Source organism: Microbacterium sp. EB106-03-03-XG65 (assembly GCF_058791955.1).
The window spans coordinates 745,286-768,668 of sequence record NZ_JBYTEB010000001.1; the positions used below are offsets into that span (position 1 = coordinate 745,286).

Genomic DNA, 23,383 nt, shown 5'->3' on the forward strand with positions numbered 1-23,383 from the left:
GTCTTCGCTCAACGACCGGGCCTCAGGGCCCAGAATGCCGGCATGGGAGAATGGGTTCCCATGGACACTCCGGATGAGAAGACGCCCCCGCGGAACGACCCTCCGAAGACCTCCACCGCCGCGATCAGGCAGGCCGCCAAGGCCACCGAGGCCGCCCAGAAGATCGTCCGTGATATCGCCGCGGTTCCGCCGCGCGGCGTGCATCCGGCTCTCGTGCCCGGTGTCTCGGTCGAAGAGACCGGACGCACCTACCGCACCGATCCGCTCGTCTTCGGCGTCGCCGTCGCGCTGACACTCGCGTTCATCGCGTGGGGCGTGTTCGCGGGCGACAACCTCTCGGGCACGACCTCGACCGTGCTCGCCTGGGTCGTCGAATACTTCGGGGTCTTCTTCACGACGATCGCCACCGTCATCCTGGTCTTCATGCTGTTCGTCGGCTTCAGTCGGTACGGACGCATCCCGCTGGGTCGCGATGACGAAGAGCCCGAGTTCTCGATGTTCTCGTGGATCTCGATGCTCTTCGCCGCAGGAATGGGCATCGGGCTCGTCTTCTGGGGCGCCGCCGAGCCGCTCACCTTCTTCGAGAACCCGCCGCCCGGAACGGTCGAGGCCAACACCCTCGAGGCCATGCACACGGCGCAGGCGCAGGTGCTCTATCACTGGGGTCCGCAGGCGTGGGCGTTCTACGCGCTGGTCGGCGGCGCGATCGCGTACGGCGCGTTCCGTCGTGGCCGCACGCCCCTGATCTCCTCGATCTTCGCGCCACTGCTCGGCGAGGGCCGCACCACCGGACCCCTCGGCCGCACGATCGACATCTTCTCGATCATCGTCACGCTCTTCGGCACCGCCGCCTCGCTCGGCCTCGGCGCCCTGCAGATCGGTCATGGCGTCGAGATCGTCAGCGGCATCGGCGAACTCGGCAACGGCGTGCTCATCGCGGCGATCGCCGTGCTCACCGCCTGCTTCATCGCCTCGGCCGTCTCCGGCGTCTCGAAGGGCATCCGTGCGCTGTCGAACATCAACGCGGTCGTCGCGCTGCTGCTCGCGTTCTTCGTGTTCTTCGTCGGGCCGACGCTGCTGATCCTCAACGTCATCCCCTCGGTGGCCGTGCAGTTCCTCGGCGATCTGCCCGAGATGGTCGCGCGGTCGGCGTCGCAGGGCGACGAGGCGCAGATGTTCCTGTCGAGCTGGACGATCTTCTACTGGGCGTGGTGGATCTCGTGGTCGCCGTTCGTGGGCATGTTCATCGCCAAGATCTCGCGAGGCCGCACGCTGCGCCAGTTCGTCTCGGTCGTCATCCTGGTTCCCGCCGCGATCTCGCTCGTCTGGTTCGCGATCTTCGGAACCACGGCGATCCAGCAGCAGATGGACGGCGCGGGTCTCACCGTGGACCCGCCCGAAGAGGTGCTCTTCGGCGTGCTCGAGAACCTGCCGTTCCCGCTGATCACCAGCATCGTGCTGATCCTGCTGATCTCGATCTTCTTCATCACCGGCGCCGATTCGGCCTCGCTCGTGATGGGCACGCTCTCGCAGCAGGGGCGCCCCGAACCGTCGCGCTGGGTCGCCGTGGTCTGGGGAATCCTGGTCGGCGTGATCGCGGCCGTGCTGCTCGTCACCGGCGAAGAGGGCAGCGGACTCAAGTCGCTGCAGAACGTCACGATCATCGCTGCGCTGCCGTTCGCGGTGATCATGGCGTTCATGATGGTGGCGTTCATGAAGGATCTGCGGCGAGACCCCATGATCCTCCGCGAGCGCTATGCCCGCATGGCCGTGCGCCACAGCGTCATGGCGGGTCTCGAGGAGTACGGCGACGACTTCGCCCTCGTGCCCGTCGAGTACGACCACTCCGAAGACGACCTCGCCTGGATCGATGAGGCCGACGTCGACGACAGCCTCGCCGAGGTCTACGCGACCGCGACCGAGGCGATCGACATCATCCCGGATGCGGATGCGGATGCGGATGCGGATGCCGGCGCGGATGCCGGCGCGGATGCGGATGCCGGTGCGGATGCCGGCGCCGACCCCGCGGGTCTAGCCGAGCAGTCGGCCGAGGCCGGTGCCGCGCCCGGTGCCCCGCACGGTGGCCCGCCGCGCACGCCCGATCGTCCGGTCGACTGAGCCTGATCCGCGCGTGCGGGGTCAATAAAGCATCCGAAACGGCCACTTCAGGTGCGAAATTGACCACCGACGCGGTCGGGGATGCGAAAGTGACCACCCACGCGTGGGGATCGACTCGGGTCAGGCGACGGCGGGCGTCTCGGCAGAATCCGACCCGCCCGGTGCGACCGTCTCGACAGGGAGCGCGGCGGCGTCTGTGATCCGAGCTGCCATGCCCGCGAAGATGAATCCGTGGAAGGGCAGCACGGCCAGCCAGTACAGGCGTCCGAAGAGTCCTCGGGGGAAGAACACGGCTCGCTGCTCGTACCGCGCGCCGTCTGCGTCGGGCACCGCGCGCAGCTCGAGCCACGCCTCGCCCGGCACCTTCATCTCGGCCCGCAGCCGCAGCAGTCCGCCGCTCGCGGGCGAGTCGTCGGTCGCGCGCCCCGGTTCCTCGACGGCCTCGACGCGCCAGAAGTCGATCGCGTCGCCCACGCGTGCCTCGACACGGCTGCGGCGCCCTCGACGCAGGCCCACTCCGCCGACGAGTCGGTCCATCCAGCCGCGCACCGCCCACAGGAACTTCGACGAGTACCAGCCGTTCGAACCTCCGATGCCGATGATCACCCGCCACAGTGCATCGACCGGAGCCTTCGTGCGCAGTGCGCGTGCATCGGTGAACACGGTCCTTCCTGCCCAGTCCGGGTCGCTCGGCAGGGGATCGCTCGGCGCACCCGAGACCTCGGCGTCCTGCCAGCTCGTCTCGATAGTGTCGGCATCCACGCGTCCGAGGGCCATCGCGACGGCCCGACGATACGGTGTGAGCCCTCCTTCGGGTCGGGGGATCAGCTCATCGACCGCCCGATCCTTCACGATGCACTCGTTCTGCAGCGAGGCGACCAGGGGCCGCGCGATCGACCGCGGCACCGGCGTCACGAGGTTCACCCAGTGCGAGGCCAGCCCCGGCGTCAGCACAGGCAGCGAGGCGATCGCCCGCTGGCGCAGGCCTGCCTCGAGCGCGTAGCCGTTCATCATCTGGCCGTAGCGCAGCACATCGGGTCCACCGATGTCGACCGCGCGGTTTACATCGTCGTCGACGCGCGCGGCACCGAGCAGATAGTGCAGCACGTCACGCACGGCGATGGGCTGGATGCGGTTGCGCACCCACTTCGGCGCCGGCATGTACGGCAGCACGTCGGTGAGGTGGCGGATCATCTCGAACGATGCCGACCCCGAGCCGATCACGACTCCGGCCTGCAGCACGACGGTCGGCACTCCGGACTCGAGGAAGATCTCACCCACCCTGACCCGCGAGCGCAGGTGCGGGGAGAGCTTCGCATCTTCAGGATGCAGTCCCCCGAGGTACACGATCCGACGCACGCCCGCCTTCGCCGCGGCATCCGCCACCGTCGTCGCCGCGCGCTCGTCGCTCTCTTCGAATCCCTTGCCCGCGGTCATCGAGTGGATCAGGTAGTACACGACATCGACGTCGCGCATGGCCTCTGCGACGGCATCCGCATCGTCTGCCGAGCCCTCGACGATCTCGCACTCCGTGCCCCAGGGGAAGGATGCTGCGCGCGCAGCGTCGCGGGCGAGGGTGCGCACCCGGTATCCGGCGTTCAGCAGACGCGGGGTGAGGCGACCGCCGATGTATCCGGTGGCACCGAGCACGAGTGCGCGCGGAGCCGATCCGTCAGCGCGGGCGTGTGCTCGCAGTGCGTCTTCATGCCCCGTGGGCTGGGTGAGCTCTGTCATGTGCTGAGCGTATGCGGGAAATCTGAGATTTTCACTAGGTTGGTATATGACTAGTTCATCTAGTAATCTTCTGCCTGAGGAAAGGAATCCCATGTCCACCGTGACGCAGACCCGCAGCGCAGACACCCGCCGTGCGCGCCGCGCGCTTGCCACGACCGACTCGATCAGCCTCGCCCCTCGCGCCGCCCGCGAAGCCGTCGGCCGCCGCACGGGCATCGAGCCCGTCCCCGTCGGAGTCGCTCGCTCACCTCTGTGGAGCGCGATCGCCGTCGCCGGACTCGTCGCCCTCGTCGCCGCCGGATCGCTGCCGGTGATCGCCGGCTTCCTGTCGATTCCGCTCTGAGATCGCAGAGCGAACGGCCCCCAGACCACCGTTGGAAGAGAGAAAGGCCCCTCATGGGACTCGATGACAAGATCAAGAATGCCGCTCAGGACCTCACCGGCAAGGCGAAGGAAGCCGTCGGAAAGGTGACCGACAACGAGAAGCTGGAAGCCGAAGGCCGCGCCGACCAGGCCAAGGCCAACGTCAAGAAGGCCGGAGAGAACGTCAAGGACGCTCTCAACTGAGAGCAGTCCACCATGCGGGGAGGCGACGATCGTCGCCTCCCCGCAGTCTGTTCCGGCGGGTCAACGACGGCGCCGGGATGCACGAGAGAAGAGGGCACCATGTCGCACGTCGACACGAACAGCACTGCGAAGAGAGAGACTCTGTGGCGTCGTCTCGGTCGCCGATTGGGGCTCGTCAAAGATGACGAGCTGCGCCGTCTGACTGTCGATGACGTGACGGTCGTCGACCGCCCCATGCTGCGCCGCGCGGTCGCGGGCACCGTGGTCGGCAATCTCATGGAGTGGTACGACATCGGCGTCTACGGCTACCTCGCGGTGATCATCGGACGAGCGTTCCTCCCCGACGCATCGGCCGGCGCGCAATCGCTCTTCTCCCTCGGCGTCTTCGCGGTGACCTTCGTGGCACGTCCGCTCGGCGGCATCGTGCTCGGTCAGCTCGGAGACCGCCTCGGGCGCCAGCGCGTGCTCGCGTTCACGCTCATCATGATGGCCGCGGCCACTTTCCTCATCGGCGTACTCCCGGACTTCTCGGTCATCGGGGTGTGGGCGCCCATTCTGCTGATCGTGCTCAAGCTCGCGCAGGGCTTCTCGACCGGTGGCGAGTACGCCGGCGCCACGACCTTCATCACCGAATACGCGCCCGACAAGCGCCGCGGCTTCTACGCATCGCTGCTCGATCTCGGCTCGTACATGGGCTTCGCGATCGGAGCGGCCTTCGTGTCGATCCTGCAGCTCACGCTGTCGGCCGAGGTCATGCAGGGCTTCGCCTGGCGCATCCCGTTCCTCGTCGCACTGCCGCTCGGACTCATCGCGATCTACTTCCGCCTGAAGATCGAAGACACCCCCGCCTTCCAGGAGGCTCAGGATGCGGCGGCCCGCGCTGCCGACGATGCGAAGGCCTCGGCGGATGCTCCCAAGGGTGTGATCGCGCTGATCCGTGCGTACTGGCGCGAGCTGCTCACGGCCTTCGTGCTGGTCGCCGCGGCGAACACGGTCGGGTACGCGCTCACGTCGTACATGCCGACCTACCTCACCGGGACGCTCGGCTACGACGAGGTGCACGGCACGCTGCTCACGCTGCCGGTGCTCGTGGCGATGGCGCTCAGCATCCCGCTGACCGGCAAGCTCTCCGACCGGATCGGGCGCAGGAAGGTGCTGTTCATCGGGTCGGTCTCGGCCATCGTGCTGGCCGTGCCCGCGTTCCTCTTCATGATGCACGGCGAGATCTGGTCGACCCTGCTGGGGCTCGTGCTGCTCGCTTTCCCGGTGACGTTCTACGTCGCGAACCTCGCATCGTCGCTGCCGGCGCTGTTTCCCACGTCGTCCCGATACGGCGGCATGGGCATCTCGTACAACCTCGCCGTCGCGCTCTTCGCGGGTACCGCTCCGGTCGTGATGGAGGCGCTCGTGCAGATGACGGGCTCGTCGCTGGCGCCCGCCTTCTACGTGATCGGAACCTCGATCGCCGGCTTCATCGCCGTGGTGGTGCTGAAGGAGTCGGCACGCAGGCCGCTGCCCGGCGCGATGCCGAGCGTGCAGAGCATCGAAGAGGCGGTCGAGCTCGTCGAGACCCAGGAGGAGAACCCCGATCTCGATCTGGACGAGCTCTTCCCCGAGCGCATCGAGCAGCGGGCCCAGGATGCGGATGCGCAGCCGGACGGCGCAGCGCGCGGACCGGTCGCCGACGCCTGACCGGTGGGGCGTGCCGAGATCCGGCGGGGCGTCGTGTGTGAGTCCTGCCGAGATCCGGCGGGGCGTCGTGTGTGAGTCCTGCCGAGATCCGGCAGACCGCGCCAGATGCGGATGCTGGGGGCGGAAACGTCCGCGTCTCGCGCGGTCTGCCGGATCTGGGGCGGCCGGGTCTGGCGCGGCTGAGTCGGCTGAGGCGTCCGGGCCGAGCTACTCGCCGGCCGACTCCGACTCTTCGTGCGTACGGATCACGTCGCGGAGCTCCTGATCGAGATCGGACGCCTCTTCGATGGCCGAGGTCATGCCGGCGAGGAACCGCGTGACCACGGCGCGCTCCTTGTCGGTCATCTCGTCGACGAGCGAGAGCATCCGGCGGTGCATGGCACCGAGGGTCTCGCGCACCTCGTCGTCACTGCTCACCGTCGGGACGACCACACCGGCGCGGCGGTCGGTGGGGTGCGGCTCACGGCGTGCGTGGCCGCCCTTCTCGAGGCGGTCGATGAGGGTGGTCGTGGATGCCGTCGAGATGTCGAGTGTGCGGGCGAGATCGATCGGGCGCACCATGCGGCCGGCGCGCTGTTCGCGCAGCAGGAAGCGGAGGGCGATGAGGTCGGTCTCGTTCATGCCCATCGACGCCCGCGTGCGGGCACGCATCGCGGTCTCTGCCGAGCGGTAGCGGCGCAGCAGGTTGAGGACATCGACCGTGCTGGCGCTGTCGGATTCGGGGTACCAGTACCCCGAGCGGGAGAACTCCTCAGAACCGGCCATCATGCCACCTCGCCGTCGTCGTTCAGGCCCTGCCGGTGTTCGCGCTCGAGCATCTCGATCGCGCCGGATTCGACCTCGGAAGGCACGATCTGCAGGATGCCACCGGTGATCGCGTCGTGCTCCGCGGTGACGATCTGCTCGAGACGCCACGTCGGGACCGTGGGGAACCGCTCGCGCAGGCGCTCGAGCATCTCGGCATACAGGATGTATCCCGCCTCCTCGAGGGTGAATCGCTCGACCATGACGTCCTTTCCGACAGACATCTATCCTCGCATCCACAAGGAGTCCCTGGTGGCATTACCTTTTGCTAGTCTGACTCGTTACGTGTCTTTCGAGTAGCATGGATGTGTCAGGGGGTGACGAATGTCCAACACGACGCACGGGGACACCCGAACGAGAACGTCGGAACTCGTCATGAGAGTAGATGAGCTCCGCAGAGCCGAAGCGCAGTTCGCGCGACGGCTCTCTGCGGTGCGCGCCCCCAACGACACCGACCGTGAAGCCATGCGCTTCATCGTCGAGGCGCCCGTCGATGCTCCGGCGACCCCGGGCGGCCTCGCCGCGCACCTGAGCGTGAGCACGGCGGCGGTCACGAGCATCCTGCGTCGCCTGCAGGACCGTGGGCAGGTGGTCGTCGCGCCGCATCCCTCCGACGCGAGATCGAAAGTGCTTCGTGCATCGCTCCGCGACCTCAACTCGCCCGGCGACGACCTCACGCAGCGCATCGAATCGATCGCCAGTGAGTTCACGCCCGAGCAGGCCAACGTCGTGGCGCGGTTCCTCAGACGTCTCGCCGAGGAGATCGACGACCTCCCATGACGTCGTGTGTCTGAGCCTTCACCCTCCTTTGCAATTTAGCTAGGTAACCTAGTAATCTTTCTTCTAGGCCATCTGCCAGCGATCTTCGCGATCGAATCGTCTGCGACGAGGAGAAATCATGGGTTACCTGACATACGGAAGTACCAGCACGCCGATCGAGGTCGTCGACGAGATGATGGCGCATCTGCGCACGGTGATCGTGACCAAGCTCCGCCGTAACGAGTCTTTCCCCCTGACGATCGAGACCGCTTCCGGTGTCGCTGAGACGCTGTGGATCCACGCGTCGATCCCGCTGCGTTTCGTGATGGATGATGACGATCACGAGCTCGACCGCTCGCTGCTCGTCTCGCTGATGAATGCCGCGAACTCGGCGCGCGGACTCGATCTGACGACCGATGAGTTCGCCTCTGCTCTCGGTGTCTCGCGCGGGCTGCACGCACTGAGTGCATGAGTCATGTCCACTCGCATACGCAAAGCCGCGAAGGCGGCGAAGAAGTCGACGACGAAGCGCGGCACCGCGTCGGTCGCTCCGCGCGGTCTGTGGGTCGAGGTCGATCCCGGATTCCACGTGGGCAACGACCGTCGTCAGTTCCTCGGTTCCATTACGCGCGAGGGTGAGGGGTTCAGTGCCTTCGGGCCGAGCTCCGAGTTCGTCGGTCGGTTCGATGAGCTCGACGAGGCCAAGGAGGCCGTGATCATGGCGGCCGGGGCGAGCGCACCGGCAGTGGCTCCGGAGTCGCTGGTCTGACGAACGCGCGCGATGCCGTAGGGGATCGCCGTGCTCGGCGTGGAACGTGGGCGCCGAAGCGTGTTCGGCGCTCCCGCGAATGCATGTACGATCGTACGCATGACCTCCGCCGAATCGATTCGACGAACCGTGCCCGATCGTGCCGCCCGTCGTGCACGCATCGCCGTATCGGCGCTGTTCCTCACCAACGGCGCGCTGTTCGCCAACATCCTTCCGCGCTATCCCGAGATCAAATCGGCGCTCGGTCTCGACAACGTCGGCTACGGGTTCGCGATCGCCGCCTTCCCCGCCGGCGCGATCGCCGCGGGCCTTCTGGCGGCCGTGCTCATCCGCCGGTTCGGGTCCGCGAAGATCGCCGTCATCGGCACCGTCGCCACGGGACTCGGCCTGCTCGCCGCGGCGCTCGCGCCGTCCGGCATCCTGTTCGCCCTGGCCCTGCTTCTCGGCGGAGCATCCGACGCCATCACCGACGTGGCCCAGAACGCACATGGCCTGCGCGTGCAGCGCCGATTCGGGCGCTCGATCATCAACTCGTTCCACGCGATCTGGTCGATCGGCGCGGTGCTGGGTGGGGGCATGGCGGCGCTCGCGATCGCCCTGCAGCTGCCGCTCGGGGTGCACCTCGGCATCTCGACGGCCGTGTTCGCGACCGTCGCGATCACGGCGCTCGGCTTCTGCCTGCCCGGACGCGATGAAGAGGCGGATGCCGAGACGACGGCTGACCCCGCCGAGCTGCAGGGCGCCGTGCGGCGGGGTGTCGCACCGCGCGTCGTGTTCGCGGTGATCGCCCTCACCCTGATCGCGATGGCGGGAGCGGTCGCCGAAGACGCGGGCAACTCGTGGGCGACTCTGTATCTCTCGGAGTCGTTGGGTGCGGCCGCCGCCGTGGCGCCGCTCGGATTCATCGCCCTGGTCGGAGCGCAGTTCGTCGGACGCATGCTCGGCGACGGCATGACCGATCGATTCGGGCAGCGCGCTGTCGCCCGGGTCGGTGGGCTCATGGCGACAGGTGGCATGACGCTCGCGCTGATCTTCCCGAGCGTGCCGGGGACGATCGCCGGATTCGCGGCCGTCGGTTTCGGCATCGCTACGCTGATCCCTGCAGCCATGCATGCGGCCGACGAGCTGCCGGGTCTGCGCGCGGGCGTGGGCCTGACGATCGTGTCGTGGCTGCTGCGCCTGGGGTTCCTGCTCTCACCGCCGTTCGTCGGTTTCATCGCCGAGAACGAGAGTCTGCGTGCCGGACTGATCGTCGCGCCCGCCGCGGCCTTCGTCGCCGTGCTGCTCGCGGGAGTGCTCGACGGGCGCAAGACCCGCAGCTGAGCGGGCTGGAGGCGCGCGGGCGTTGGCATGGTGCAGTATACGTATTCAACGGTCAGGAATTCTTAAAACATAGGCTTCCCTAAGTCAGTTGCATACGTATACCATCAGCGTCATGGGACACATCAAGCATCGGGCACTGCCGGTAATCGCCCTCGCAGCCGTGGGCATGATCGCCCTCTCCAGCTGCGGCGCCGGAACCCGCACCGACAACGCGAACTCGACAACGGTGTCGTGTGACTACACGGCTCCGGAGGGCAAGACCACGGTCAACGTCCTCGCCTACAACTCCTCGGCGATCGACCCGTTCACCGACACCATGGTGTCGAGCTGTTCGACCGACGACGTGACGCTGAAGCACGACCCGATCGACTTCGGGGGGCAGGTGACCAAGACCACCGCGACGCTCGCCGGCGACTCGGGCACCTACGACATCCTCGAGACCTATGGATTCGTCATCCCGGGCTTCGCCGAAGAGGAGAAGCTCGTTCCGCTGAACGACCTCTGGGACGAGTACGCCGACGACTACGGCCTGGGAGAGATCAGCGAGTCCATGGTCGAGGGCATGTCGTACGACGGCGATATCTACGCGATTCCGATGCAGGCGCAGATGTTCGTCATGGCATATCGCACCGACATCTTCGAGGATCTCGGGCTCGAGGTGCCGACCACCTTCGACGAGATGATCACCGCAGCCGAGGCGATCCAGGCAGAGGGGCTCATGGACTACCCGATCGCGTTGCCGTGGCTCGCGACGAGCGATGTCTCGACCGGCTTCCAGGCCGCGATGAACTCCCTCGGAGCCGACTTCGTGAACGCCGACGGCGATGTGACGCTCGACGGCCCCGAGGCCACGCAGGCCGTCGAGGCGATGCTCGCGCTCAAGCCGTACATGGATCCGCAGGTCACGACCTTCGACCAGCCCAAGGTGCAGCAGCAGATGTTCAACGGCACGGCCGCCATGTCGATCATGTTCTCCGGCCGGATGATCGACCTGACCCTGCCGGAGAACTCGAAGCTCTCGGACTCCTTCGGGTTCGCGGGCGCACCCAAGCTCACCGCCGACGCGGACTACTCCTACAACCGCCTCTCGATCGATGGCTGGTCGATTCCGTTCAACACGAAGCTCGATCACGACATGCTCTTCCAGATGATGGCCTCCGCCGTGAGCGAGGACGCATCGAAGGCATCTGTTCCCGCGGCCTACCCGGCACGTGAGGGAATGGTGACCGAAGAGAACTCGCCCTACGGCGCCGCCGCCAACGACTCGATCGCCTCGACGATGCCGCCGATCGTCTCACCGGTGCTCGCGGATCTGACGAACGAGATCCGACCGATCCTCGTTGAGATCCTCAACGGCAACGTCTCCGTCGATGATGGCCTGGCCCAGATGCAGGCCACGGGCGAGGCATTCGTCGGCTGATCCAGGACCGTCGGTCCGTGGCTGTGGCCTGAGCGCGAGTTCAGGCCACAGCTCGTCCAAGGGAGGACGCTTATGAAGACACGCGAGTTCTGGTTGCTCTTCGCTCCGAGCCTGCTGGTGATGGGAGCGCTCCTCGTGCTTCCGCTGGTGCGCACGGTGCAGTGGAGCTTCGAACAGGTCCGCTACGGCTCGCCAGGGTCGTTCGTCGGGCTGGACAACTTCGTCTACGCGCTGACCGATCCGCGTTTCCACCGGGCGGTCGCCTTCACCGTGATCGTCACGGTCATCACGACCGTGATCCTGCTCGTGTTCGGGTACATCATCGCGACGGGTGTGAACAGGATCACCACGTCCCGTCCGCTGGTGCTCGGCATCCTGCTCGTCTCGTACGTGCTGCCCAACCTCGTCGGAGCCGTCGCGTTCTCCTGGTTGTTCGACGACAGCTTCGGCGGCGTCGTCAACCGGTTCATCGGACTGATGGGCGGCACCCAGGTGCTGTGGTTCACCGATCAGGTGCCGAACGCGATCCTCGTGATCGCGAACACGGTCTGGTCGATGCTGCCGTTCGCGATGCTGATCATCCTGGCGGGGCTGCAGGGGGTGCCGAACGAGCTGAAGGAGGCCGCCAAGATCGACGGCGCGAACGCGTTCCAGACCCACCTCAGCGTGATCATCCCGACCATCCGCGGAGTGCTCGGGTTCGTGACGCTCATCACGATCATGGACGTCCTGAGGATGTTCGACAACCTGATCCCCCTGTCGCCGCAGGCGCAGTCGATCGGCAACGAGTCGATCATGCTCTACGTCTATTCGGTGGCCTTCGCCGACGGGGCCCAGAACCTCGGCCTCGGCAGCGCGATCAACGTGCTCACCATCGTCCTCATCCTCATCATGCTGATCCCGTTCATCCGGGGCATCTTCAAGGAAGCGAAGGCAGAACGATGAGCCTCACCACCTCAGAGCTCTCCGACTCCGAGCTCTCCACCCGGGCGATCATCACCAGCGGCGCATCGAAGCGCAAGCGGCGCGGCCCGAACCGGCCTCCGGTCGTCACGGGGCTGCTCCTCGGCATCCTCTGCATCGTGATGCTCAGCCCGTTCATCTGGATGGCGCTGTCGGTCACGAAGCCCACCGACGTCGCGTTCTCGAACCCGCCGGTGTTCTGGGACTACGAGCCGACGCTGCAGGCCTTCGTCAACCTCTGGGAGACGACCTACTTCGCGGACTACCTCGTCAACACCCTGGTGGTCGCGGTCGTCTCGACGGTGCTCGCGCTCGTCATCGGCATTCCGGCTGCCTACGCCCTCTCGCGGTTCCCCAGCTACGTCTCGGCTCTGCTGCTCGTGCTCGCCCTGATCTTCCGCGCGCTCCCGCGCTTCTCGGTGGTGCTGCCGATGTACGACATCAGTCGGGCCCTCGGCATCTACGACACGACGTTCGCTCTCGCCATCGCCCTCGTCGCCATCAATCAGCCGTTCACGATCTGGCTGCTGCGCAACTTCTTCGCCGAGATCCCGAGAGAGCTCGACGAGGCCGCCATGATCGACGGCTGCACCAGGATCGGGATGCTGCGCCGGGTGATGATCCCGCTGATGGGACCGGGGATCCTGACCGCCGGGATCTTCGTGTTCCTCTTCGCGTTCCAGGAGTACCTCACGGCTCTCGTGCTGACCGACACCTCGTCGAAGACGGTGCCTGTGTTCATCGCGACGCAGCTCGGGCAGACGCTGCCGATGCTGCAACAGGCGGGAGCCGCATCCATGCTGCTCACGATCCCGGTGTTCGTGATCGCGTGCATCGCGCAGAAGTACCTCGTCGCCGGCCTCAGCGACGGTGCCGTGAAGGGCTGACGTGTCGGGCTCCGTTCCACCGCTCGTGCTGCTCGCGGGCATGAACTGCACGGCCGACCTCTGGGCGGATGCCGGACTCGACTCGGAGGGTGGTGGGGTGATCCGGCCCGTGCTGGATCGCCCCACTATCTCGGATCAGGTCGGGGCGCTGCTCGGTGACCTCCCTGACACGTTCGTGCTCGTCGGTCACTCGCTGGGCGGCATCGTGGGCATGGCGCTCGCTCTGGTCGCGCCGGAACGCGTGGCGGGACTCTGTCTGGCCTCGACGAACGCCGAAGCGCCGACGGAAGCGCAGCGGTCGGGGTGGCGGGAGTGGCTGTCGAGACTGGATGCCGGTGCGGATGCGCGTGCGCTGCAGCAGAGCATCCTCGCTCCTCTCCTCGGACGCGAGCTCACCGCGGCTCGTCCCGACCTGGTGGAAAGGACGCTGCAGATGGGATCCGTCACCGGTGAGGCGCTGCTCCGGACTCAGCTCGAGATGCAGCTCACGCGCGTCGACATGCTCGCCCGGCTCGGGAGGCTCCGTGTGCCGACGCTCGTCGTGTCGGGGCTGGACGACGTGATCTGCCCGCCGCACTTCCACACCGAGATCGTGTCGGCGCTGCCCGACGCCCGACTGGTGACTCTGGATGCCGGTCACCTGCTGCCCCTCGAACGCCCGCGGGAGTTCGGCCGCCTCGTGCGCTCGTGGCTCTCCCAGCAGCGATTGACCACGGTCGTCGCCTGACCGCGGCCGAGCGGCGGTTCCGACGGCTACCCTCCCTCACCTTCGGGAGGAGAAATGCCTCTGGGGAGGAGAGAATCCGAGAACTCCTCCTCCCCAGCCGCAGTTCTCCTCCCGACGGGGCGAGTGGATGCCGGTCGGAGGATGCCGACGGATCGGCGGTCAGCGCTCGGGTGAGGCCAAGCCGCGCAGGTGCGCCATGAGTGACGAGGCGAGGTTGTAGACGACGAGGCCGGCTCCGTCGGCGAAGGCCGCGCTCGCCGCATCCCGAGTGCCGACGATGTCCATGCGCAGCGAGCCGGCGCGCGCGAGCGCCGAATGCACGGCTGCGATCGCCTCCGGCACGGGCTGATCGTCGGGGCCCGAGCTGGCGGCGAGGTCGGCGGGCCCCACCATGATGCCGTCGAGCCGCGTCGTCGAGACGATCTCGTCGACGTTCGCGACCCCGCCCGGCGACTCGATCATGCCCAGCACGAGCGTGTTCGCGAGCCACCAGTCGCGGTGGTCGGAGGGCGCGACGAGCCCGAAGCGCCCTGCCCGGCTGTAGGTCGCGAAGCCGCGGTTGCCGACGGGCGGGTACATCGCCGCGTCGACCAGCGCCGCGGCATCCGCCGCCGTGTCGAGGTGAGGGGCGAGGATCCCTTCCGCGCCCTGGTCGAGCACGCGGAGGATCTGCCCGCGATCGCCCTCTCCGACCCGCACGATCGCCGGCACTCCGTGCACCTGGGCCAGCGCGATGTGCTGGCGCAGGGCGACGAGGTCGGCCGGGCCGTGCTCGCAGTCGATCAGCACGAAGTCGAACTCCGCGACCGCGAGCATCTCGACGAGCTCTTCCGACGGCATGCGCAGCAGCGCTCCGATCAGCTTGTCGCCGGCGAGCGCTCGGGCCCGCAGAGAGGGCATCAGGCCACCATCCCGGCCGAGAGATCGACGTCGGCTCCGCACATGCCGGGCATGCCCAGCATCGCGATCACGGCGGCGCCGACCTCCTGCTCGGTGACCATGCGACCGAGTGCCGCACGAGAGACGAAGGCCTGCTCGGCATCGTCGATGCTCGTGCCCGATCGCTCGGCCTCGAGGCGGAAGTTGCGCTCCATGCGCGGTCCCTGCACCGGGCCCGGCGACAGCGAGTTCACCCGCACGCCTGAGGGCCCGACCTCGAACGCGAGCGTCGAGGTCAGTCCGATGACTGCCATCTTCGACGCGCAGTACGGGGTGCGGTGCGCGAGCGGACGCTTGCCCGAGACGGATGCCACGTTGATCACGTCTCCGTCGCCGCGCTCGATCATGCCGGGCAGCAGCGCCTTGCACAGCAGGAAGGTCCCGCGCACGTTCACCCCGAACACCTCGTCCCAGTCGTCGACCTCGATATCGGTGAGGGCTGCGACGGGACCCGGGATGCCGGCGTTGTTGACGAGGATCGACACCTCCGTGTCGGCGAGCTGCTCCCGCAGCGCATCGACGGATGCCGCGTCGGCGACGTCGCACGGGAGCGCTCGTGCCCTCGACCCGAGCTCCGCGACGACGCGATCGAGCTTCTCGGCATCCCGCCCGACGATGACCACCTGCGCACCGGCGGCGTGCAGCGACCGGGCGATGGCCGCCCCGAGTCCGCTGCCGCCGCCGGTGATCACGGCGGTGCGACCGGTGAGGTCGGTCATCGCGACTCCGCGCCGACTGCCGCGTGGCTCTCGTCGATCCAGGCGAACTCGGTGCCGGCATGCCGCCAGGCGCGGGCATCACCCGAACGAGCGTGGCCCTCGAACAGCTCGACGCGTGCGGCTCGGCCGCACACCGCGCCGAGCTCGGCGGAGGATTCGGCGTTCTGGATCTCCTGGTAGGTCACGGTGCGCAGGTACTTGCCCACCCAGAGACCGCCCGTGTAGCGCGCGGCCCCGAGCGTGGGCAGCACGTGGTTGGTGCCGATCACCTTGTCGCCGTACGAGACGCAGGTGTTCTCACCGAGGAAGAGCGCACCGTAGTCGTGCATCCGCTCCAGGGCCTCGCGCGGGTTCTGCGTGAAGATCTGCACGTGCTCGAAGGCGAAGCCGTCGGCGATCCGATAGGCCTCGTCGAGGTCGTCGGCGACGATCACCTGGCCCCAGTCACGCCAGGCGGGCCCGGCGTAGTCGCGTGTGGGCATGCCGGGGAGAATCTTCTCGATCCAGTCCATGACCTCCTCGGCCAGCGACTGAGATGTGGTCACCAGCACGGCGGGGGAGTCGGGGCCGTGTTCGGCCTGCGAGAGCAGATCGACCGCGGTGAAGAACGGGTCGGCGTGCTCGTCGGCGACGATGAGGATCTCGGTGGGGCCGGCGAACAGGTCGATGCCGACCTCGCCGAACAGCTGGCGCTTGGCCTCGGCGACGTAGGCGTTGCCGGGGCCGGCGATCATGTTGACCGGCTCGATCGAATCGGTGCCGACCGCCATCGCCGCGACGGCCTGCACGCCGCCGAGCAGGTAGATCTCATCGGCGCCGGCCATCTTCATCGCCGCGATGGTCGCAGCGGGGATCTCGCCGCGGATGGGCGGCGTGCACGCCACGACGCGGGGGACCCCTGCGACCTTCGCGGTGATGATGGTCATGTGCGCGGATGCGGTCAGCGGGTACTTTCCGCCGGGGATGTAGGCACCGGCTGCCTGAACCGGGACATGCTTCTGTCCGAGGAACACCCCGGGCAGCGTCTCGACCTCGATGTCGACGAGCGAGTCCCGCTGCGCCTGCGCGAAGCGGCGCACCTGGCTCTGCACGAACTCGATGTCGGTGATCACCTGCGGGTCGAGGGTGGCGATGATCTCCGTGATCTCCTCGTCGGACAGCCGGTAGGAGTCGCGGCTCCAGTTGTCGAACTGCTCGGCGTACCGCCGGACGGCGGCATCGCCGTTCTCGCGGATGTCGCCGATGATTCCCCTCACTCGCTCGGCGACGTCCTGCTGAGCGGTGTCCGCGAACGTCTTCGTCGGCGCGGTCTTCAGATGCAGGGGCATGGCCCTTCCTTTCATTGCATACGTATGTGCTGATTATGACCGCGTATGCATTGTGAGGTCAAGAGCGGTAGAATCCGGAGGATAGAGGGGGAGGCGGCACATGGTCGTGACCAGCCGAGACGTGGCCCGCTTGGCGGGAGTCTCACAGCCCACGGTCTCTCGCGCGCTGCGCGACGACGCGCGGGTGTCCGAGGCGACGAAGCTCCGGGTCCGCGAGGCCGCCCAGCTTCTGGGATACGTGCCGAGCGAGGCGGGGCGTGCACTGTCATCGGGGCGCACCCGGCGTATCGGCCTCCTGCTGACCGATCTCGACAACCAGTTCTACTCCCACATCATCGCCCCCGTGCACCGCGAGCTCGAGACCCTCGGGTACCAGCTGATGCTGCACACGGAGTCCGCCGACAACGACACGATCGTCGAGCGACTCCTGGCGAACGGCCTCGACGGTGTGATCCTCGCCACCACCACCGTCGAGTCGGTCGCGCCGCTGCGCTTCAAGGACCGCGGGCTGCCGTTCGTGTACTTCAACCGCACCGGATCGTTCGTCGAGGCGGATGCGACGGTGGTCGACCCGGCGCCCGGATACCGTGAGGCCGTCAGGCGCGCGGTGGAGCTCGGACACTCCCGGGTCGGCGCGGTCCTCGGCCCCAGCAACACGAGCACGGCGCAGAGTCGCGAAGCGGCGCTGCGGGAGGCGCTCGCGGCGCAGGGCGTCGCGCTCGACGAGAGTCTCGTGCGGAGGGTCCCCTACGGAGCGGCGGAGGGCGAGGGGGCGGCGGCGGAGATCCTCGCGGGTGCCGACCGACCCACCCTGTTGTTCTGCGGTAACGACGTGGTGGCCTACGGGGCATTGAACGCCGCCCATCGAGCCGGACTGCGCGTGCCCGAGGACCTCTCCGTCGTGGGCTTCGACGATCTTCCCGAGGCGGCCTGGCCGATCATCGACCTGGCCACGATCGGCTACGACATCGCCGGCATGGCCCGCACGGCGGCCGACCTCATCGTGCGGCGCATCGAGGATCCCGCGGCCGACCTCGAGAACCCCAGGTTCGAATCGGCGTTCGTGCCGCGGCGCACCCTCGACGCCGCCCGCGCGTCCTGACCCCCTCCGCTGCAATGATCACCGTGTGCGCAGGATCTTCTCTTGCGCTGCTTTGTGCATACGCATACACTGACGAAGACGGAGCCAGCGATCACCGATGAACCGCGGCTCCGCATCCTGAAGGAGTGAAAAGCGTGTCTCTCGACCCGGTTGCCTACCTGCCGTACAAAGACCCCGACGACTTCATCCGTGAGGTCACCGATCTGATCTGGGTCGATCGGTCGATCAGCTTCATCCGTGAGAACTACGAGCCCGACTCGATCGTGCACGGCGCCTACGGAACCTCGACGACGCGACAGGAGGTCATCGAGGGCACGCTCATGCGCATCTCGGCGACCCCCGATCGCACGGGGCAAGCCGAAGACGTGATCTGGGAGGCGCGCGGCGACGATGCGTTCCTCAGCTCGCACCTCGTGCTGTCGGGGCACCTGCAGACGTCGGCGCACAGCCGCACGATCGCCAACTGCCTCTACCGCAAGGGCCGCATGGTCGAGGAGTGGGTCGTGCGCGACTCGCTCGCCGGCGCGCTCGAGAGTGGACTCGACGTCGATGAGCTGGCCCGTGCGCAGGCGTTCCGCGGGTACACGGGGTCGTGGACCGAACCGGCGCCCGCCGACCCGATCGCGAAGGGGGACTCGGGCGTCCGTCCCGATGACTACCGCTCCGAGGTCGAGACCGTGATCGACATGATCCAGACGGTCTGGAACGAGCGCGACCTGCAGAAGGTCGAGAAGTTCTTCCACCGCGACCTCGTGCTGCTGACGGTCGGCAACCGCGTCGTCATCCGACCCGAGGGCTACCGCCGAGCGCTGCTCCGGTTCCTCGAGTCGTTCCCCGCGGGACAGTTCGAGATCCGCGACATCCAGACCAACTACGACGTGCGCTACGCGGGCCTCCGCGTCGCCGTCACGTGGAAGTTCGTCGGCGACTACAACGGCGTCCCCAACTACGGCAGCCTCACCGGCAAGCCCGTCGACGTGCTCGGCATCTCGCAGTTCACGTTCCACCAGGGAGCCCTCGTCAAAGAGGTGCGTCTGTGGGACGACATCGCCCTGCGCGCTCAGATCGCCGGCACTCGCGGCGACGAGCCCGCGGCATTCAACAACATCTACTGATCAGCGACTGATCGACAAGGAGAAGAAGAAATGAGCAACGCCATCGTCGACCAGGTCGACGTCATCGTCGATGCAGACGAGATCGCACGCCGCACCATCCGCCGTTCTGACTGGGTGCCGTGCAACTCGGCCTTCATCGACTGTCGGACCCCGGGCTCCGACCGCAAGGAGAACTACTCCTTCATCGGCGCCGGTGTCTCGCAGAACGCGAGCCAGTACGTGAACCTCGAGGTGAACCACGGCTTCAACACCGGTGCCGCCGGCATGCCGAACGGCATCTCGAACAACCTGCACCTGCACTTCACGGCAGAGGTGTTCATCAACCTCGGCGGGGAGTTCCGGCTCCGCTGGGGCGTCGACGGCAAGCAGGGCGAGTACATCAGCCACGACGGCGACATCGTCACGATCCCCACGTGGATCTTCCGCGGCTTCACCAACGAAGGACCGGATGACGGCATCCTTTACACGGTGCTCGGCCGCGACGACAACGGCGGCATCATCTGGGGCCCGTCGGTGCTGCGCGAGGCGGAGTCGTACGGACTGCACCTCACGGCCGACAACAAGCTCATCGACACGGTCGCGGGTGATGTGCTGCCCGACGACGTGCCGCTGATCACGCCGATGAAGCAGCACTACATCGACGAGCTCACGACCTACACGGTCGAGGACATGCGTTCGCGCGTCATCCAGCCGGGCGACCGCACCTACTCGTCGGCGGCGCTGCTGTGCGCGGCGGTCGACGGGGGCCGCGTCGAGCTGGCCACGGCGATCGGCTACGGCATGAGCGAGAACCGTCGCCAGGTGCCGAATGTCACCGAGCCGCACTCGTTCAACCTCGCGTGGGTGCGTGCCGAAGCAGGACAGGGCGTGCTGCGCCACCGTCACGACAAGACCCAGGCGCTGCTGTTCAAGACCGGACGCTGGGAGGTCACCCTCAACGGCGACCCGTCGACCGCGGTCACGCTCGGCGCCGGCGACACGTTCTCGGTGCCCGAGGGCAGTTGGCGTTCGTACGTCTGCGTCGAGGGCGATGAGACCGGGACGGGGACCGTGCTCGTGATCAACGGCGGCGACGACCGTGTCTACCTCGAGTGGGCTCCCGAGGTCGTCGAGGCCGCAGCAGCCGCCGATTGGACCATCGACCCCAACGGCTACCTGGCCCCGCTCGGAGTGATGGTCACCGCCACCGAAGATGACTGAGACCACAGGGGCGCGAGGGGGTTCCGGCTCCTCGCGCCCCGGCATCTCCGCTTCAGGCGCCAGCGCAGCGGATGCCGCGGGGCTGCGCGTTGCGGCCGTGTCGCCCGAGGTCATCATCGGCGACGTCGAGGGCAACCTCGACCGCATCCGCTCGGCCATCTCGGCGGCCGCCCGTCGCGGTGCGCAGCTGATCGTGCTGCCGGAGCTCGCGACGAGCGGCTATGTGTTCGCGGATCGCGACGAGGCGCGAAGCGTCGCAGTCACGGCCGACGACCCACGATGGTCGTCGCTGCAGGAGGCGATTCCCGAAGGCGCGGTCGTCGTGGTCGGCTTCGCGGAGAGCGCCGGCGAGCAGCTGTTCAACACCGCGGCCGTGCTCACCCGTGACGCCCGCCTGGCCGACTACCGAAAGTCGCATCTGTGGGGTGCGGAGACGCTCATCTTCGACCGGGGGTCGGATGCCGGTCTCGTGGTCGATGCGCCGTTCGGCCGTCTGGGTGTGGCGCTCTGCTACGACAACGAGTTCCCCGAGGTGCCTCGTCGCCTCGCGCTCGCCGGCGCCGACGTGCTCGCGCTGCCGGTCAACTGGCCTCTGGTCCCTCGCCCCGAAGGCGAGCACGCTCCCGAGCTGATCCAGGCGATGGCGTCGGCACGGTCGTCGAGGCTGCCGGTCGTGATCGCCGATCGGTGGGGTTCCGAACGTGGGGTCGACTGGACCGACGGCACGGCGATCATCGACGAGCAGGGGTGGATCGTCGCGTTCCGAGCTGTGATGGGCGCGACCGCGGTGCTCTCGCTCGACGCCGTCCGCAGCAAGGCGCTGCCGCCGCACAACGACCTGTTCGCCGACCGTCGGGAAGACCTGTACTGACGGCTCAGGCGAGAGCCGTGCGTCCCTCGTGCTCGGGCAGGCGTTCGCGCAGCATCCGCTCTGCCAGCTCGGCGAGCTTCTGCGTGGCGGGTGACAGCAGCACGCCCTCGCGCTGCACCAGGGCGATCGTGTCGTGCATCGGCTCCGCGAACGGGAACGTCCGGATGCCGGCAGGAAAGGCCTCGGACTCCGCGATCGATCGCGACACGATCGTGTCGGCCGTGCCTGCGGTGACCAGGCTGAGCGCGGTCTCGACATGCTCGACTTCGACGGCCGGGTCGATCGTGAGACCGTGCAGTCGTGCGCGCTCGAGCAACTGACGCCTGGTCGGATCGTCCCATCCGGCGAACGCGTCGTAGAGCACCAGCTTGGCGTCGGCGACGTCGTCGATCGTGACGGGCGGCGCGTCAGCCTCCCGCGTGGCCGAGGCGTAGAGCACTTCGTCGCGGAAGAGCGGGCGCACGTCGAGGCCGTCCTCGTCGACGGGCAGCACGAGTAGGCCGGCGTCGAGCTCGCCCGCGGCGATCGAGCGCGCGACGTGCGCGGAGTTGATGCCGACCAGCCGCAGTCGCACGTTCGGATGCCGGTGGTGGAAGGTCTCTGCGAGATCGGCGAGCGCGTAGTAGGCCGCGTTGCGCAGCACGCCGAACGTGCAGGTGCCGCGTTCGAGCGAGGCCAGCGCCTGGATCGTGTCGATCCCGTTCTGCACTGCGCTCACCGCCTGTGCCGCGTGCGGCCGTAGTTCGAGAGCCGCCGCCGTCGGCACGAGGCGCCTGCTGCCGCGAGCGAAGAGTGTGACGCCGAGCTCGCGTTCGAGCCGCGCGACCAGCTCGGAGACCGAGGCCTGCGTCATCCCGAGGCTTCTCGCCGCCGCCGTGAACGATCCGTCGTCGAGTGCGGCGAGGAAGGCGGTCAGCTGCGTGATGGTCACACCCAATGGTAAACCCGATGCCTGGCTCAGGATCATCAGGGTTGTCTCGTAGATCCCGCGGATCTAGCCTTCCTGCATGCGTTACTCCTCTGCAGTGCTCGACCGCTTCGACGGCGACTTCCACCACCTCAAGACCCCGCTCATCGATGCACCCGCCGCGCAGCGCGATCCCGCAGTGATCGAGACCGTGACGAACATGCTCGCCGACATCCGCGAGCGCGGTCTCGACGCGGTGCTCGACTACGCCCGGAAGCTCGACAACTACCAGGGCACCGACATCGAGCTCACCGCCGCGCAGATCGCGAGCAGCGGAGACCGGCTCGATCCGGACCTGCGTGCGGCGATCGAGCTGGGGGCCGCGCGCACGCAGGCGTTCGCCCGCGCCTCCCGCGAGCACCTGACCGATTTCGAGACCGAGTTCGTCCCCGGCATCGTGACCGGTGCGAAGTACATCCCCGTCTCGCGCGTCGGGGCGTACCTTCCGGCGGGTCGGTTCCCGCTCACGGCCAGCGCGTTCATGACGGTCGGCGTGGCCAAGGCCGCCGGCGTGCCGACCGTGATCGCGTGCACGCCGCCTCAGCCTGACGGCGGGGCGAATGACGCGGTCGTCTACGCCGCACATCTGTCCGGCGTCGACCGGGTGTTCGTGATCGGTGGTGTGCAGGCGCTCGCCGCCATGGCCTACGGCCTCCTCGGTGATCTGCCGGTCGACATGCTCGTCGGCGCCGGCAACGCGTTCGTCGCCGAGGCGAAGCGTCAGCTGTTCGGCACGGTCGCGATCGACCTGCTCGCGGGTCCCAGCGAGGTCGCCGTCATCTCTGACGAGACCGCCGATCCCGTGCTCGTGGCCGCCGACCTTCTCGGGCAAGCAGAGCACGGGCCGAACTCTCCCGCGGCGCTCATCACGACATCCGAAGAGCACGGTCACGCCGTGATCGCCGAGATCGAGCGGCAGCTCGAGACGCTGGCGACCGTCGACATCGCGGGTGCCGCGTGGCGCGACTACGGTGTCGTCACGGTCGCGAAGGACCGCGAGACGGCCGCAGCCCTCATGGATGATCTCGCCCCCGAGCACCTGGAACTGCTCACGGCCGACGACGACTGGTACCACGAGAACCTGCGCAACTACGGCTCGATCTTCATCGGACCGTGGAGCACCGTCGCCTACTCCGATAAGGGGATGGCCGGCACCAACCATGTGCTGCCGACCGCCGGCGGGGCCAAGCACAGCGCCGGGCTGTCGGTGTCGCGCTTCCTCAAGCCGCTCACGTATCAGCGCATCAGTCGTGAGGCGACGCCTGAGCTCGCGAACGCGGTGCAGGTGATCTCGGACTCCGAGGGGATGGCCGCGCACAGCGCGACGGCGACGCTGCGGCTGGACCGCCTGGGCTGATCGCCCGTCAGCTCGCCTCATC

General features: G+C 67.7%; 24 protein-coding genes. 17 read left to right on the forward strand and 7 right to left on the reverse strand.

The window, feature by feature from the left end:
- Positions 1-60 precede the first annotated feature (60 nt).
- The gene (locus AC3WS6_RS03560; protein WP_492499696.1) at positions 61-2,118 is read left to right on the forward strand and encodes a BCCT family transporter; all 2,058 of its coding nucleotides are present in this window, start codon (positions 61-63) and stop codon (positions 2,116-2,118) included.
- 120 nt (positions 2,119-2,238) lie between these two features.
- Here the strand turns inward: AC3WS6_RS03560 and AC3WS6_RS03565 are convergent, their stop codons facing one another.
- Positions 2,239-3,852: an SDR family oxidoreductase gene (locus tag AC3WS6_RS03565; RefSeq protein ID WP_492499697.1), complete on the reverse strand. Its 1,614-nt coding sequence runs from the start codon at positions 3,850-3,852 to the stop codon at positions 2,239-2,241.
- 91 nt (positions 3,853-3,943) lie between these two features.
- On the opposite strand from AC3WS6_RS03565, the gene AC3WS6_RS03570 reads away from it, so the two are divergent.
- The 3 genes from AC3WS6_RS03570 to AC3WS6_RS03580 all read left to right on the forward strand — a co-directional run bounded on the left by AC3WS6_RS03570 (position 3,944) and on the right by AC3WS6_RS03580 (position 6,111).
- Entirely contained in the window at positions 3,944-4,195 is a 252-nt protein-coding gene (locus AC3WS6_RS03570) for a hypothetical protein (protein ID WP_492499698.1), read from the forward strand.
- A 53-nt stretch (positions 4,196-4,248) separates the two neighbouring features.
- Positions 4,249-4,419, forward strand: a complete 171-nt coding sequence (locus AC3WS6_RS03575) for a CsbD family protein (RefSeq protein WP_314427939.1) — start codon at positions 4,249-4,251, stop codon at positions 4,417-4,419.
- A 99-nt stretch (positions 4,420-4,518) separates the two neighbouring features.
- A complete protein-coding gene (locus AC3WS6_RS03580) occupies positions 4,519-6,111 on the forward strand; it encodes an MFS transporter (protein ID WP_492499699.1) in 1,593 nt (530 codons plus the stop codon).
- Between the two features lie 207 nt (positions 6,112-6,318).
- Here the strand turns inward: AC3WS6_RS03580 and AC3WS6_RS03585 are convergent, their stop codons facing one another.
- The gene (locus AC3WS6_RS03585) at positions 6,319-6,876 is read right to left on the reverse strand and encodes a MarR family winged helix-turn-helix transcriptional regulator (RefSeq protein ID WP_492501441.1); all 558 of its coding nucleotides are present in this window, start codon (positions 6,874-6,876) and stop codon (positions 6,319-6,321) included.
- Positions 6,876-7,139 (reverse strand): hypothetical protein, encoded by a 264-nt coding sequence (locus tag AC3WS6_RS03590; protein WP_492499700.1) that lies wholly within the window; start codon positions 7,137-7,139, stop codon positions 6,876-6,878. Before AC3WS6_RS03590 ends, AC3WS6_RS03585 begins: the two co-directional genes overlap by 1 nt.
- A gap of 151 nt (positions 7,140-7,290) precedes the next feature.
- Between AC3WS6_RS03590 and AC3WS6_RS03595 the strand changes: the two genes are divergently transcribed.
- The 8 genes from AC3WS6_RS03595 (at position 7,291) to AC3WS6_RS03630 (ending at position 13,763) form a co-directional block, all read left to right on the forward strand.
- Positions 7,291-7,695, forward strand: coding sequence for a MarR family winged helix-turn-helix transcriptional regulator (locus tag AC3WS6_RS03595; RefSeq protein WP_492499702.1), 405 nt, complete (start codon positions 7,291-7,293; stop codon positions 7,693-7,695).
- A 118-nt stretch (positions 7,696-7,813) separates the two neighbouring features.
- Positions 7,814-8,146, forward strand: a complete 333-nt coding sequence (locus AC3WS6_RS03600) for a DUF7882 family protein (protein WP_492499703.1) — start codon at positions 7,814-7,816, stop codon at positions 8,144-8,146.
- A 3-nt stretch (positions 8,147-8,149) separates the two neighbouring features.
- Positions 8,150-8,443, forward strand: coding sequence for a hypothetical protein (locus AC3WS6_RS03605; protein WP_492499704.1), 294 nt, complete (start codon positions 8,150-8,152; stop codon positions 8,441-8,443).
- A gap of 99 nt (positions 8,444-8,542) precedes the next feature.
- Positions 8,543-9,766 carry an MFS transporter gene (locus tag AC3WS6_RS03610; protein WP_492499705.1) on the forward strand — a complete coding sequence of 408 codons (1,224 nt, stop codon included), beginning with the start codon at positions 8,543-8,545 and terminating at the stop codon, positions 9,764-9,766.
- A 112-nt stretch (positions 9,767-9,878) separates the two neighbouring features.
- Positions 9,879-11,186: an ABC transporter substrate-binding protein gene (locus AC3WS6_RS03615; protein WP_492499706.1), complete on the forward strand. Its 1,308-nt coding sequence runs from the start codon at positions 9,879-9,881 to the stop codon at positions 11,184-11,186.
- Positions 11,187-11,258: 72 nt separating this feature from the next.
- Positions 11,259-12,131, forward strand: coding sequence for a carbohydrate ABC transporter permease (locus AC3WS6_RS03620; RefSeq protein ID WP_492499707.1), 873 nt, complete (start codon positions 11,259-11,261; stop codon positions 12,129-12,131).
- A complete protein-coding gene (locus AC3WS6_RS03625) occupies positions 12,128-13,036 on the forward strand; it encodes a carbohydrate ABC transporter permease (protein ID WP_492499708.1) in 909 nt (302 codons plus the stop codon). Before AC3WS6_RS03620 ends, AC3WS6_RS03625 begins: the two co-directional genes overlap by 4 nt.
- Position 13,037: 1 nt before the next feature.
- Positions 13,038-13,763 (forward strand): alpha/beta fold hydrolase, encoded by a 726-nt coding sequence (locus AC3WS6_RS03630; RefSeq protein ID WP_492499709.1) that lies wholly within the window; start codon positions 13,038-13,040, stop codon positions 13,761-13,763.
- Between the two features lie 159 nt (positions 13,764-13,922).
- On the opposite strand, the gene AC3WS6_RS03635 is transcribed toward AC3WS6_RS03630, so the two are convergent.
- Genes AC3WS6_RS03635 through hisD (AC3WS6_RS03645) form a run of 3 tightly spaced genes read right to left on the reverse strand, consistent with a single transcriptional unit; the run spans position 13,923 to position 16,749 of the window.
- Positions 13,923-14,663 carry an HpcH/HpaI aldolase family protein gene (locus tag AC3WS6_RS03635; RefSeq protein WP_492499710.1) on the reverse strand — a complete coding sequence of 247 codons (741 nt, stop codon included), beginning with the start codon at positions 14,661-14,663 and terminating at the stop codon, positions 13,923-13,925.
- A complete protein-coding gene (locus AC3WS6_RS03640) occupies positions 14,663-15,421 on the reverse strand; it encodes an SDR family NAD(P)-dependent oxidoreductase (RefSeq protein WP_492499711.1) in 759 nt (252 codons plus the stop codon). Before AC3WS6_RS03640 ends, AC3WS6_RS03635 begins: the two co-directional genes overlap by 1 nt.
- Entirely contained in the window at positions 15,418-16,749 is a 1,332-nt protein-coding gene (gene hisD / locus AC3WS6_RS03645; RefSeq protein WP_492499712.1) for a histidinol dehydrogenase, read from the reverse strand. Before hisD (AC3WS6_RS03645) ends, AC3WS6_RS03640 begins: the two co-directional genes overlap by 4 nt.
- 106 nt (positions 16,750-16,855) lie before the next feature.
- Between hisD (AC3WS6_RS03645) and AC3WS6_RS03650 the strand changes: the two genes are divergently transcribed.
- From AC3WS6_RS03650 to AC3WS6_RS03665, 4 genes are all read left to right on the forward strand, one after another.
- Positions 16,856-17,851, forward strand: coding sequence for a LacI family DNA-binding transcriptional regulator (locus AC3WS6_RS03650; RefSeq protein WP_492499713.1), 996 nt, complete (start codon positions 16,856-16,858; stop codon positions 17,849-17,851).
- 134 nt (positions 17,852-17,985) lie between these two features.
- Positions 17,986-18,966 (forward strand): nuclear transport factor 2 family protein, encoded by a 981-nt coding sequence (locus AC3WS6_RS03655; protein WP_492499714.1) that lies wholly within the window; start codon positions 17,986-17,988, stop codon positions 18,964-18,966.
- A gap of 30 nt (positions 18,967-18,996) precedes the next feature.
- Positions 18,997-20,166: a cupin domain-containing protein gene (locus tag AC3WS6_RS03660; RefSeq protein ID WP_492499715.1), complete on the forward strand. Its 1,170-nt coding sequence runs from the start codon at positions 18,997-18,999 to the stop codon at positions 20,164-20,166.
- Positions 20,159-21,037, forward strand: coding sequence for a nitrilase-related carbon-nitrogen hydrolase (locus AC3WS6_RS03665; protein ID WP_492499716.1), 879 nt, complete (start codon positions 20,159-20,161; stop codon positions 21,035-21,037). The genes AC3WS6_RS03660 and AC3WS6_RS03665 overlap by 8 nt, the downstream gene beginning before the upstream one ends.
- Positions 21,038-21,041: 4 nt before the next feature.
- Here AC3WS6_RS03665 and AC3WS6_RS03670 read toward each other — a convergent pair whose 3' ends face one another.
- A complete protein-coding gene (locus tag AC3WS6_RS03670; protein WP_492499717.1) occupies positions 21,042-22,004 on the reverse strand; it encodes a LysR family transcriptional regulator in 963 nt (320 codons plus the stop codon).
- A gap of 40 nt (positions 22,005-22,044) precedes the next feature.
- Between AC3WS6_RS03670 and hisD (AC3WS6_RS03675) the strand changes: the two genes are divergently transcribed.
- Complete coding sequence (hisD, locus tag AC3WS6_RS03675; RefSeq protein ID WP_492499718.1) at positions 22,045-23,361, forward strand: histidinol dehydrogenase; 1,317 nt, start codon at positions 22,045-22,047, stop codon at positions 23,359-23,361.
- Positions 23,362-23,383: the final 22 nt, after the last annotated feature.